This is a genomic window from Nocardia albiluteola, assembly GCF_018860155.1.
Taxonomy (GTDB): Bacteria; Actinomycetota; Actinomycetes; order Mycobacteriales; family Mycobacteriaceae; genus Nocardia; species Nocardia albiluteola.
On record NZ_JAHKNI010000005.1, the window covers coordinates 595439 to 608333 of the forward strand.

Here is a 12895-nt window from a genome sequence, read left to right on the forward strand (position 1 = left end):
AGCCGCCGTTGCGCGGCAGCAGTGCACCGGCCGCGTGTAGTCGCTCGACCTCGCGCGCGGGATCGTCGGCGTGGCAGGGGATCAGGTCAAGGTGCAGGCGGCCGGGCCGTTCGGATCCGGCTACCTGTCGAATCGGTATCGGGCAGTGGCCAGGTCCGCGCGATCACCGCTGATGGGGCAGCCCTCGGCGGCGAGCCGGGCGAGCTGCTTGTGCGCCAGATGTGGTGCGGGAGTGCCGTCGGCGCGCAGCACTCGATGCCAGGGCAGGTCGGCGGAGTCGGTGCGCATGATCCACCCGACGGTCCGCGGGGTGGAGAGCCCGGCCGCTACGGCGATATCGCCGTAGGTCGACACCCGGCCCGGCGGAATCGCGGCCACCAGTTCGCGCACCCGCTCGATCTGCGCGTCGGTCGTCGCCATCTACAGCACCGATCGGAGCACGGCGGCGGTCTGCGCCGGGCGCGCCTGGGACACCATGTGGTCGCAGTCGAATTCGTGCACCGTGAGCCGATCGGCGAGGTGCGCGGTGAACGCGTCTCGCAGCTCCGGCGTCACGAACGGCGAATTCACCGCGCGCACCAGCACGGTGGGCAGCTCCGGTGGCGGCAGTACGGTCGCGCGGGCCAGCTGCCCCCAGTAGGAGGTGACCGCGGGCAGGCTCATCCGCCACCCGACGCGGCCCCCGGCCGTGGGCACCAGGTGTTCGGCGAGTTCCGCCTCGAGGAGCGCGGAGTCGACCTCGCCCCAGGCGGTTTCGAGTTTGTCCAGGCGTGCGGCCTCGGCATCCGGATAGTCGGGCCGGGCGAGCATGCCCTCGGCGAGTTCGTGCGCGAACTCCGCGTCCAGGCCGATCGCCGGATCCAGCAGCACCAGCGCGCGGACCAGCTCCGGATGCAGCCGCGCCAGATGAATACCGACCGCCCCGCCGAACGAATGCCCGACCACCGTCGCGGGCGCACCGTCCAGCAGCCGCACCAGATCCGCGACCACCGCCTCGAACGTCCACGGCGGCAACGAGGTGGACCGGCCGTGCCCGCGCAGGTCCGGCGCGAGGACGCGCACGCTGGGCAGGTACTCGGTGGCCAGCGCCTCCCACCGCCTGCCGTGCCCGGTCAGCCCGTGCAGGGCCAGCAGCAGCGGACCGTCGGCGGGACCGTATTCATACACCTGGAGTTCGGGCACGGGCCCATTGTGCCGGGCGGCACCGACATCCGCCGGGCCGGGGATTTGCGGCCGCGCCGAACCGGGTTCGGTGGTGGTAGCCGCACGCGTGCCCTGGTGGTGGCAGGTGAATCACGGTTCGGCATCCGTCGGAAGTCGCCGGGCGGACGTACGGCCGAAGCAGCCTGTACGCCCGATCACAGGACGGATACGGCGGCCCGGTGCCGCACAGTTTGCTGCGCCGAAATTATTTCCTGTCGGGGGTGTCTGTTGAAATAGCGGCCGTGATGCGATCGGATAGCTCGGTGCGACTCGTGCGCCGCGGCGAGACGGCTCCTCGCCCGCGGGAGTGGGGCGCCGACGTCCGGACGCTGTTCGCGGGCGGTGCGGGCGCGGACCCGGGATGGCGGCCCTGGCAGGTGCTGGGCGGGCCGGGCACGGGAAAGACGTCGCTGCTGGTCGACATCGCGGCCGACCGGATCGTCGCAGGCGTGGACCCGGAGTCGATCCTGGTGCTCACGCACTCCAAATCGGCCGCCGTCCGGGTGCGCAACGCGATCGCCCGGCAGGTCTCGGCGGCTGTCGGCGATCCCTTGGACGCGATCGTCGGCGGCGTGCCGGGCGCGACCCGCGAGCCGCTGGTGCGCACCGTGCACTCGTACGCCTTCGCGATCCTGCGCATGCACGCCGAGGCACACGGCAATCCGCCGCCGCGGCTGCTGACCGGCGCCGAACAGGATGTGGTGCTGCGCGAGATGCTGCGCGGGGAACTGGAGGACATCCAGGCGGATCCGGCGGGTCCGTACGGCGGTGCGGTCGAACTGTGGCCGCAGCGGCTGCAGCCCGCGCTGGGCACGCTCGGCTTCGCCGAGCAGCTGCGGGACCTGATGCTGCGCGCCACCGAGCGCGGGCTGGGGCCCGAGGATCTGGTCGAGCTGGGCCGGTCGCGCGATCGCGCCGAATGGGAGGCCGCGGGCCGCTTCGCCGAACGGTACGAGCAGGCCATGCTGCTGCGCTGGTCGGTCGGCATCGAGGCGCCCGAGGCGAGTGCGCCGGCGCTGGACGCTGCCGAGCTGGTGGGCGCGGCGCTGGATGCGTTCGCGATGGACCCGGGCCTGCTCGATGCCGAGCGCGCCCGCATCGGGTGCCTGCTGGTCGACGATGCCCAGCATCTGGATCCGCTGGCGGCGCAGCTGGTCCGGGTGGTCGGCGGGGGCGCGGCCAGCACGGTGGTGGCCGGGGATCCGGATCAGGCCGTGTTCACCTTCCGTGGCGCGGATCCGCGTTTTCTCGCCGATCTCGAGACGGCCGCCGAGCGCCGAATCGTGTTGCACGACAACCATCGGGCCGCGGCTCCGGTGCACGATGCGGTGGCCCGCATAGCTGCTCGGATGCCGGGTCGCGCACCGCACCGGTTCGGTCCGAACGGTGCGCGGCGCAGCCCGTCCGGGGAATCGGATTCCCGGAACGGCCACTACGGTGCGGATTTCGGGAACGGCAGCGGCAGTGTGGATTCCGGCGGTGAGCCCGCCGATCCGGCCCTGGAATCAGCGGCCTTCTCGGTGCGGGTGCTGACGACCCCGGCGAAGGAGGCCGCGCTCATCGCCGATCACCTGCGCCGCGCCCACCTCACCGACGGCGTGCCGTGGTCGAGCATGGCCGTCGTCGTGCGGTCGGTGCCGCTGTCCCTGGCGCCGCTGCGGCGCGCCCTGCTGGCGGCGGGAGTGCCCGTGCTGCAGCCGAAGCCGGATGTGCCCCTGGCTCGCCGCCGCGGCGCCACCTGGATGCTGCTGGCATTGCGCGCGCTGCTGGCGGGCACCCGCGCCCGCCCCGACCTGTTCACCGAGGACGACGCCCTGGACCTGCTGACCGGCCCGCTGGGCGGCGCCGATCAGATCAGCCTGCGCCGCCTGCGCCGCGGTATCCGAAGGACCGTGCTCGAACGCGGGCGGCGAGATCCCGCCGACCCGTGGGCGGGCGCCGCCGGGCAACCCGAGCCGGACGGATCCGGTATCCCGCGCACGCCCGGCGCCGCTGTCGAATCACATGCGCCGGAGGGCGGGAATGCCTCGGGCATATCGCGTGTGGATGCGGACGTAACCGGCCACGCGCCGAGCCCTGACCGGGTCGATGTGGATCGTGCCGTCGGCGTCGACGCCATGGCGGCCGACGGGATCGGGACTCGACGCAGGGCATCCGCCGGGGAGATGGACGACGACTTCGATTCCGGCACGAACGATTCCGCGCGCTTCGCGGATCTGGACCGATCCTCCGCGGAGGTGCTCCGCGATCTGATCACCGACACGGGCGACGCCTCGCTGCTGGACCGGCTCACCGAGGTGGAGTCCGCGCCGTTGCGCCGGGTGCTCAAGGCAGTGCGGCGGGCGGAGAAGGCCGCGCGGCGCGGTGCCGGGCTCGAGGATGTGCTGTGGGCGCTGTGGACGGCGTCGAGCCTGGAACGGCGCTGGGTCGGGCAATCCGAGCGCGGCGGCGCGGGCGCCATGCAGGCCGATCGCGACCTGGACGCCGCGGTCGGGCTGTTCGACGCCGCGGCCGCCTACGTCGACCGGCTGCCCCGCGCTACCCTCGAGGGCTTCGTCGAATATCTGGAACAGCAGGAGATTCCGCAGGATTCGGCGCCGGTCACCGAGTCGGGCGGCGCGGTGGCGATCGTCTCCGCGCATGCCGCGGCCGGGCGGGAGTGGGACGTCGTCGCGGTTGCCGGTGTGCAGGAGGGGATCTGGCCGAACCTGCGCCCGCGCGGGACACTGCTGGGCGTCGAGGATCTGGTGGATTTCGTTGCGGGCATTGCCGATTCGGGTGAGCGGATCAGCCGGTCGGCGCCGATCCTGGCCGAGGAGCGGCGGCTGCTGCTGATCGCCTGCAGCCGGGCGCGCCGCTCGCTGCTGGTGACCGCCGTCGAATCGGTCTCTGGCGACCGCGATCTGGTGCCCTCGCGGTTCCTGGCCGAGCTCGACGCCGCCGCCGCGGCGGGTGAGCCCGGCCGCATCCCGGCCCCGGTGGATCCCGGGCGGGCGCTGGTCATGCACGCGCTGATCGCCGAATTGCGTAGTGTGGCATGCGATCCCGAGGACGATCCGCACCGGAGGCGGCGTGCGGCGCAGCAGTTGGCCCGGCTGGCCGGTGCGCGGGTGCCCGGTGCTCACCCCGACGACTGGTACGGCACCGCCGAGCTGAGCTCGCAGCTGTCGCTCTGGGGTCAGGACGAGGGCCCGGTCGCACTGTCCCCGTCCACCGTGGAGCTGCTGAAGACCTGCCCGCTGCGCTGGGCGTTGGAGCGGCACGGCGGCGGTGACGGCGAGAATTCCTACGCGGTCAAGGGAAATCTGGTGCACACCCTGGTGCAGGCGCTGGCCGGTCAGGTCAGCGAGGCGCAGGTCAAGGCCGCGTTGGCGCGGGCGTGGAAGGCGGTGGATCCCGGCTCGGGCGAGTCCGGTCCGCAGAGCTGGCATTCGCGCCAGGACCTGCGGCGCACCGAGACGATGCTCGACACCTTCCTGGCCTGGCTGCACAACACCCGCGACGAACTCACCCAGCTGGGTGTCGAGGTGCCCGTCGACTGCGTGCTGCCGGCCCGCAACCCCGACGAATACCCGGTGCGCATCCGCGGGCGGGTCGACCGCGTGGAACGAGATGCGCTGGGGCGCTTCGTCATCGTCGACGTGAAGACCGGTAAGACGCCGATCTCCAAACAGGCCGCCGCCGAGCACGCCCAGCTGGCCACCTATCAGGTGGCCGCGGCCGCCGGTGCGCTGGACGACACCGCCGACGACCCGGCCGCCGGACCGCTGCCGGGCGGAGCACGACTGGTCTATGTCGCCAAACCCAGCGCCAAGGAGGGCGCCGCACAGCGCATGCAGCAGGCCCTGGACGACGAGTCGATCGGCCAATGGCGCGACACCATCCACCAGGCCGCCGAATCCACCCGCGGCCCCAGCTATCTGGCCATGCGCAACGACGGCTGCCGCCATTGCGCGGTATCGGGCAGCTGCCCGGTCCAGGACACCGGACGGCAGGTGACCGACGAATGAGCCGAACACAGCGGAGGGATCGGGCCGTACAGCGCGCCGTCATGGTCGCCCGACCGCAGTGTCGGTGCGCGCCGGGCACGTGCGCCGCTCCGCATGACGAGCAGCCGGTGCTGTGTGCTCCCGCGCAAACGGGAGCCGTCGCACGGGGCGGCGGCGTGGGTGCACACCGGCTGCACCCGAGCGGGACACGGTGTGCCCTCGTGCACGCGGGAAATCGGTCTCGGCGCGGCGCAGGCGTGTGCGGAGCACGGCCGAGCGGATCATGGGTGCGGTGGGTAGCGGAGTCGAGCGAGACGGAGGAATGAGCGAGCCTGCGAGTGAATCGTCAACATGGCGCGCGTCGCGCATGCCGGAGCCGGGCGCTAGCGAGGCGCAGGTATGAGCGAGCTTGTGAGCGAATCATCATCACGGCGCGCGTCGCGCATGCCGGAGCCGAGCGCTAGCAAGGCGCAGGTATGAGCGGCCCCGGTGCGGGGGATTCGGGTCGCGGCATCACGCCGTGGCAGCTGACCGAAGCGCTGGGGCTGCCGCCGCCGACCGACGAGCAGGCGGCGGTGATCTCGGCCCCGCCCGGCCCGACGCTGGTGGTCGCGGGCGCGGGCGCGGGCAAGACCGAGACGATGGCCGCGCGGGTGGTCTGGATGGTCGCGAACGGACTCGTCGCTCCCGATGCCGTGCTCGGTCTGACGTTCACGCGCAAGGCCGCGCAGCAGCTGACGACCCGCATCCGCACCCGTCTGTCCCGGCTGGCGGGCTCGTCCGTGGTGCGCGAGATCGATCCGTCGGGGAGTCTGCGCAGGCTGCTGGCCGGTTCCGAACCGGAGATCAGCACCTACCACTCCTATGCGGGACGCCTGCTCACCGAGCACGGCCTGCTGCTGCCGGTGGAACCCTCGGCGACGCTGCTCACCGAGACTCAGCTGTGGCAGCTCGCCCACCGGGTCGTCACCACCTGGGACGGCGACCTGGACACCGAGCGCACCCCGGTGTCGGTGACCGAGGCGGTACTCGCGCTGTCGGGGCAGCTGGCCGAGCATCTGGTGGAACCCGAACAGCTGGTGCAGGCCCACGCCGAGCTGGAGAAGCTGGTCTTCACCCTGCCCAAGGGCCCGCGTCAGCGCGGCGGACCCAGCCAGGAGTTGCAGAACATCGTCGCCGTGCAGACCGAACGCGTCGCACTGCTTCCGCTGGTCCGGCGCCTGGCCGAGGAGTTGCGCCGAAGGGGCGCACTGGATTTCGGCTCGCAGATGTCGCTGGCCGCCCGCCTCGCCGCCGAACATCCCGAGGTCGGCGTCGCCGAACGCGACCGCTTCCGCCTGGTCCTGCTGGACGAATACCAGGACACCGGCCACGCCCAGCGCATCCTGCTGGCCGCCCTGTTCGGTGACCTGAATGGCGCAGGTGCAATCCCGGCGGCGGACAACGGGCCGACCCGTGCCGAGGAGACGCCGCTGAGCGGCGTGCCGATGCATGCCGGGGCTCCGCCTGGGACAGCGGGCGTGCGGAGCGAGGACAGCAGCGGTGCGGATGTGGCTCTCGCGACTGGCGGGCGTGCATTCGGACAGGTCGGGGAGAGTGCGTCCGGTGGTGGGAGGGGGCGTGCCGGTCATGTGCTTGGGGTAGTGGGCGACGGCGGCAGTGCGGATGCGGCTCTCGTGACCGGCGGGCGCGCGTTCGGACAGGTCGGGGAGAGTGCGTCCGGTGGTGGGAGCAGGCATGCCGGGGAGGTCTCCGGGAGCGATGAGGGGACCGACGAGCCGCGTGGCGCGGCGAACAGGCTCGCCGTGACGGCTGTCGGTGACCCGATGCAGTCCATCTACGGGTGGCGCGGGGCGTCGGCGGCGAATCTGCCGCGGTTCGCGTCCGACTTTCCCAGTGCCCCCGGTGTTCCCGCGCCGATCCTGCCGCTGCTGACCAGCTGGCGCAATCCGCCCGAGGCGCTGGACCTGGCGAATCTGGTGGCTGAACCGTTGCGGCACACCGAGGGTGGCGTCGATGTAGACGCGCTGCGGCCGCGGCCCGGTGCGGTGCCGGGTGCGGTGGCGCTGGCCCTGACCGAAACCGTTGCCGACGAACGGGATTGGGTGGCCGAGCGGATTGCGGCGGAATGGGAGGCGCACGCGGACGCGGGGGCGCCGCCGCCCACCTCCGCGGTGCTGGTGCGCCGCAACGCCGATGCCGCGCCGCTGGCGGAGGCGCTGCGCGAGCGGGGACTGCCGGTCGAGATCGTCGGCCTGGGCGGCCTGCTCGCCACCCCCGAGGTCGCGGACGTCGTGGCCACGCTGCGCCTGATCGCCGATCCGGCGGCGGGCAGCGCCGCCATGCGGATCCTGACCGGGGCGCGCTGGCGGATCGGGGTCAGCGACCTGGCCGCGCTATCCCGGCGTGCCCGGGATCTGTCCATCTCCCGCCCCCCGGAGCAGGCCGCGGCCATCACTGACACCGAGGCGCTCGCGCAGGCGTTGCGCGAGGTGGCGCCCGAGCCCGCGGAACGGGCCGGGATCGCGGATGCCATCGCCGATCCCGGTGCGCCGGAACAGTATTCGGAGCCGGGATACGAGCGCATCCAGTCCCTCGGACAGGAGCTGGGGGCGCTGCGTGAACGGGGCGGTCAGTCACTGCCGGAGCTGGTGGCCGACGTCGAGCGCACGATCGGCGTCGGCGTGGAGACCCAGGCGCGTCGGGCGGCGGCCGGTGGCGGTGCGGGCCGGGAGCATCTGGACGCGTTCGCCGAGGTCGTGGCCGGATATGCCAGTGACCACCGGGCGACGCTGAGCGGCCTGCTGGGCTTTCTCGCGGCGGCCGAGGAGGTCGAGAACGGGCTGGAGCCCGGCGAGGTCGAGGTCGCCCACGACCGCGTGCAGGTGCTGACCGTGCACGCCGCCAAGGGGCTGGAGTGGGAGGTGGTGGCCGTGCCGCACGTGGTGCGCGGTGTCTTCCCGTCCGGCGCGGCGGCGGGTACCTGGCTCGGTGCGCTGGCCGAACTGCCCACCACGCTGCGCGGCGACCGGCAGCGCGAGGACGCCCGCGACGGCGTGCCCGTGCTCGAGCTGACCGACATCTACGATCGCGCCGATCTGGAGCATGCGATCAAACAGCACAGGGACGCGCTGAATCGGCGCCGGCTGGACGAGGAGCGCCGCCTGTTCTACGTGGCCCTCACCAGAACCGAACGGGCGTTGTTCGTTTCGGGTCACCACTGGGCCGAGACCGGCTCGACCCCCAAGGGCCCCTCGGACTTCCTGCTGGAGCTGAAGCATGCCGCCGAGGCTCCCGGCTCGGGCCTGGTCACCGCCGTGCGCATCGACCGCTGGGATCAGGGCCCGCCCCCGGACGCTGTGAACCCGTTCACCGACAATCCCGCCACCGCGCGCTGGCCCCGCGATCCCCTCGGAAAGCGCCGCGCCGCAATCGAATCGGGCGCCGACATGGTCCGCTCCGCGCTGGCGGAGCTGTCGCCGGAAAGCAGGTTCGGCCTGCCGGCGCGGGTGGCCGACGGGCCGGTTACCCGGGGCTCGGCCGAGCAGCTCTCGCTGTTCGGCGAGGACGCCGAGCCCAGCGATGCGGAGGAGGCCGAGGGCGCACAGGAACCCGCCCTCGACGACCCGGAGGGCTGGTCCGCGGATGTCGATGCCCTGCTCGCCGAGCATTTCGCCGCCGACGACACGGTGCGGGAGGTGGAACTGCCCGAGCAGCTGCCCGCGACCGCGCTGGTGGAGCTGCGGGCAGATCCGGCGAAACTGGCCGCGCGGCTGCGTCGTCCGCTGCCGTATCCGCCGAGCCCGTTCGCGCGGCGCGGCACCGCATTTCACGCGTGGCTGCAGCGCTGGTTCGGGGCCGAGCAGGCCTTCGATCTGGAGCTGCCGGGCGAGGCGGACCGGGGGGAGGCCGATGCCGAGCTGACCCGGATGCAGGAGGCGTTCCTGTCCTCGTCGTGGGCCAACCGCAATCCGGTGGAGGTCGAGGTGGCCTTCGAGACCTCCGTCGCGGGCACGCTGATCCGCGGTCGCATGGACGCGGTGTTCGCCGAGCCGGGCGGGCGCTGGCTGGTGGTGGACTGGAAGACCGGCGCGGAGCCGACTCGCTCGGAGGAGCAGTCGGTCGCGATGCAGCTGGCGGTCTACCGGCTGGCCTGGGCCCGGCTGATGGCCGCCCGCACCGGTGCCGACGAGGCACAGATGCTCGACCGCATCGGCGCCGCATTCCACTACGTGCGCACCGGCCGCACGATAGCCCCGCCCGACCTGCCGGGCCCCGCCGAACTGGCCGCGTTGATCATGGCAACTCCGCCGGCCTGGTCGCCCACCGAGGACGCACCCGGCCCGCCGGAATGATTCGGCGAGTGCCGAGTCGCCGCCTTCGGGGCCCACCGGCTCGCGGCCGGTGCATCGTGCCCTACGCCGCGCGGCTGATCTTCAGCGCCGTCGTCACCAGCGGCACTTGCAGCGGAAGCCGTAGTACCGAGATCACCTTGAGCGGCAGCGGTGCCTTGGGGTTCCGCAGGGCATCGGCCGCCATCTGCACGTTTGCCGGGAACACCGCGACGAACAGCAGCGCGGCGAACAGCCCGCCGAGGCGCCGGGTGCGCGGGAACGAGAGCGCCGCCGCCACGATGAGCTCGGCGACGCCGGAGACATAGGTGTAGGTGCGCGCCTCGCCGGGCAGCGCGGGCGGCACGATCTTGTCGTACTGTTCAGGTATCACGAAGTGCGTTGTGCCGACGCCGAAGAGCAACGCCGTCAGCAGGTAGATGCGTCGATGCCGCGCGGAGGACTCCGGGTTCATGCTGACACTGTGTCACTCCTGGACGGGAGTGTCACTCGGGGCCCGCACCTCCGCCGCGTGCCCGGACGACTCTGCGGGATAGTCTCGTCAGCGTGCCCGGTTTCGAATTGAATCAAGTTCCGCTGCTGTCCCGTTCCGCGCTCGACCGCGCCGAGGAGTTGCGCACGGACGAACAGGCGCTGAAGGAGGGCTGGGCCACCGCCCGGTTGCTGCGCATGAACCGTCGCGGGCAGTTTCGCGTCGAGGGCTCGGAGGTAGTGCTGGAGTCGGCCACGTCGCTGGCGGCCGAACCGGCGCCCGGCGCCATCTTCCTCGGTGTCGACGGCACACACATCTGGGCGGTGCGGGATAACGACATCGAGGGACAGCTCGCGGACCTGCGCGCGGTCGGCCTGTCCACGGTGCGCCTCGACGACGTGATGCTGGGCGTGCTGGGCAGTGCGCTCGCACTGCTGAACTGGCACGATCGCGCCGGATTCAGCGCGGCCGACGGCACCCCGACCACGCCCGCGCACGGCGGCTGGACGCGCGTGGACGACGCGGGACACGAGGAATTCCCGCGCATCGATCCGGCGGTGATCTGCCTGGTCCACGACGGCGGCGACCGGGTGCTGCTGGGACGTCAGCACAGCTGGCCGGAGCGGATGTTCTCGATTCTGGCGGGGTTCGTCGAGGCGGGCGAGTCGCTGGAGCGGTGCGTGGAGCGCGAGATCCGCGAGGAGGTCGGCTTGGATGTGCGCGAGATCCGCTATCTGGGCAGCCAGCCGTGGCCGCTGCCGCGCTCGCTGATGCTGGGCTTCACTGCGGTGGGCGATCCGGATCAGCCGCTGGTCTTTGCCGACGGCGAGATCGCCGAGGCGCACTGGTTCACCCGCGAGGAGGTGCGCACGGCCTTGGCCGCGGGCGCGTGGGGGTCGATCACGGGCGCGACGACGAGCGATCCAGAGCAGCATCGGCTGCTGCTGCCGGGGTCGATCTCGATCGCGCGGACCATCGTCGAATCCTGGGCCGCCGCGGCGTGAACGAACACCGCCGTCCCGGCGCATGTGCTGCCGGGACGACGGAATTTCCGGATCGTCAGGCGATGGCGGCCAGGGCCTGCTTGACCTGCACCAGGCTGGGGTTGGTGGCGGTGGATCCGTCGGTGTACTTGACGGTCGGCACCACGTGGTTGCCGCCGTTGACGCTGCCGACGAACTCGGCGGCCTCGGGATTCTCCTCGATATCGATCTTGGTGTAGGTGATACCGGCCTCGTCGAGTTGCTTCTCGAGGCGGCGGCAGTAGCCGCACCAGGTCGTCGAGTACATGGTCAGGTCTGTCGCAGTCACGGCTCATTCAACATCGAACGGTCCACCCGTGTTCCCAACGGGGGTAGTTCCGCCGGTCACTCCCGGGGCGGGGCGAGCGGATCGAAGGCCGGATTCCGCCGGACCGCCCCGGGGTACGGCCGGATCGTCAGTTGTCCGTGGTGCACTTGGACCAGGTGTGGAACGGGCCCTGAACGTTGTACTTGGTCTCCGCGATGTTGATCGCCTTGTTCTGGGCATCGATGGCCGTGGTGCCGCCGCTGGATCCCCAGCCGTCGCCCCCGCCGATGGCGATCGCGATGCATTCGTTCTCGGCCCACGCCGCGTTACCGCAGCCGGTGCCGCACTCGTTCTCCGCGCGCAACTGGGCATCCGCGGAGCCGATCATGCTCTTGGCCCAGGAGACCTGGTGGGTGTTCTCGTTGTAGATGGCGGCGATCCACACGTTCGCCGCGGTGGTCGGCATCTCGGTGGTCGTGGTCGGCATGTCGCTGGTGGTGGTCTCGGGTGCCGACGAGGTGGACGTACCGGTGGCGACGTTGTTGTCGCTGTGGTGGCTCGGACGCAGGATGAAGTAGCCCGCGACGCCCACGACGATCAGGCCCACCAGTGCCACCGCGATGATCAGGGGAATGTTGGTGCCCCCGCCTCCGGACCCGGAGGGTCCACCGGTGCCGTACGGCGGGATCTGCCCCGGCGGGATCTGGCCCGGGGGATAGCCCTGGGTCTGCGGGTACTGCCCCATCGTGTACGGACCCGGCTGACCGGGCGGGTACTGGCCCGGTGGCGGGTAGCCCTGGTCGGCGGCGGCGTAGGGCTGCGGCCCGGGTGTGTAGGGCTGATTCTGCGAATAAGCCTGCGGCGCAGCGGTATACGGCTGCTGCGGATCCGAGATCTGTTGCGTGGGCTGCTCGCTCGGATAGGGCTGACCGGACGCGAGGGACTGCTGACCCGTGTACAGGTGCGTGGCCTGGTCCGCCGGGTATGCCTGGCCGGGCGTCGGCTGCTGTCCGGGCATGGACTGCTGCCCCGTGTACAGGTGCGTGGCCTGATCGGCCGGGTATGCCTGGCCGGGAGTGGGTTGCTGGCCTGAGTACAGGTGAGTGGCCTGTTCGGCCGGGTACGGCTGTCCCGGTGCGGGCGGCGCGCCGGGCGTCTGATTCGGCTGGCCCGAATAGAAGAGGGTCGGCTTGCCCGCCTCCTCGTCCGGCTGGCCGGGCTGCGGTGAATTCGGTGGTTCCGGGGGATGGCTCATCGGTCACTTCCCGTGTGACCCTCGCGAGAAACCCGCTGTGCCGCCGTCGGTGTGGTCATCGACCGCGCCCCCGCCTTCTCCGTTGTGGAACCTATCGATTCGTCACTGTAGCGCACGTCCGCGAGCGGTTTCTCCTCGAATTCGCGGGGGGTGCGGTAGCCGCGCGCCGCGGCGGTTCGTCCGGATCTCCGGCGGCCCGGCCCGATCTGATGCTCCTATTGCTGTCAAGCGGTTGTGAGCCATTGTCTGTAGGTGTTGGCGAGTTCGTCGTCGCGTTGGAGTCCGCGTTCGATGCGGGAGATGGTGGTGGGCCAGAGTCCGAAGTGGCGGGCGG

The 12895-nt window shown here is 71.8% G+C and carries 8 protein-coding genes; 3 read left to right on the forward strand and 5 right to left on the reverse strand.

From position 1 onward, the window contains the following. Positions 1–120: 120 nt before the first annotated feature. Together KO481_RS18595 and KO481_RS18600 are read right to left on the reverse strand one after the other, a co-directional pair. Positions 121–420, reverse strand: a complete 300-nt coding sequence (locus tag KO481_RS18595; protein ID WP_215918398.1) for an MGMT family protein — start codon at positions 418–420, stop codon at positions 121–123. After that, positions 421–1182, reverse strand: a complete 762-nt coding sequence (locus KO481_RS18600; protein ID WP_215918399.1) for an alpha/beta fold hydrolase — start codon at positions 1180–1182, stop codon at positions 421–423. It lies immediately after the preceding gene. Positions 1183–1475: 293 nt separating this feature from the next. Between KO481_RS18600 and KO481_RS18605 the strand changes: the two genes are divergently transcribed. Continuing rightward, complete coding sequence (locus KO481_RS18605; RefSeq protein WP_443677998.1) at positions 1476–5213, forward strand: ATP-dependent helicase; 3738 nt, start codon at positions 1476–1478, stop codon at positions 5211–5213. A gap of 455 nt (positions 5214–5668) precedes the next feature. Continuing rightward, entirely contained in the window at positions 5669–9547 is a 3879-nt protein-coding gene (locus KO481_RS18610; protein ID WP_215918400.1) for an ATP-dependent helicase, read from the forward strand. A 61-nt stretch (positions 9548–9608) separates the two neighbouring features. Here KO481_RS18610 and KO481_RS18615 read toward each other — a convergent pair whose 3' ends face one another. Then, positions 9609–9998: a DoxX family protein gene (locus tag KO481_RS18615; RefSeq protein ID WP_215918401.1), complete on the reverse strand. Its 390-nt coding sequence runs from the start codon at positions 9996–9998 to the stop codon at positions 9609–9611. Positions 9999–10090: 92 nt separating this feature from the next. Here KO481_RS18615 and nudC point away from each other — a divergent pair, with 92 nt between their 5' ends. Next, entirely contained in the window at positions 10091–11020 is a 930-nt protein-coding gene (gene nudC / locus KO481_RS18620) for an NAD(+) diphosphatase (RefSeq protein ID WP_215918402.1), read from the forward strand. A gap of 55 nt (positions 11021–11075) precedes the next feature. Here nudC and KO481_RS18625 read toward each other — a convergent pair whose 3' ends face one another. Both KO481_RS18625 and KO481_RS18630 read right to left on the reverse strand, forming a co-directional pair. Continuing rightward, the gene (locus KO481_RS18625) at positions 11076–11327 is read right to left on the reverse strand and encodes a mycoredoxin (RefSeq protein ID WP_308166667.1); all 252 of its coding nucleotides are present in this window, start codon (positions 11325–11327) and stop codon (positions 11076–11078) included. Between the two features lie 127 nt (positions 11328–11454). Then, a complete protein-coding gene (locus KO481_RS18630) occupies positions 11455–12561 on the reverse strand; it encodes a DUF4189 domain-containing protein (RefSeq protein ID WP_215918403.1) in 1107 nt (368 codons plus the stop codon). Positions 12562–12895 lie beyond the last annotated feature (334 nt).

Bases quoted from the DNA above. Each gene is read 5' to 3' on its own strand.
- KO481_RS18630 (WP_215918403.1), bottom strand. From the start codon at position 12,561: ATGAGCCATCCCCCGGAACCACCGAATTCACCGCAGCCCGGCCAGCCG.
- KO481_RS18610 (WP_215918400.1), top strand. From the start codon at position 5,669: ATGAGCGGCCCCGGTGCGGGGGATTCGGGTCGCGGCATCACGCCGTGG.
- KO481_RS18615 (WP_215918401.1), bottom strand. From the start codon at position 9,998: ATGAACCCGGAGTCCTCCGCGCGGCATCGACGCATCTACCTGCTGACG.
- KO481_RS18595 (WP_215918398.1), bottom strand. From the start codon at position 420: ATGGCGACGACCGACGCGCAGATCGAGCGGGTGCGCGAACTGGTGGCC.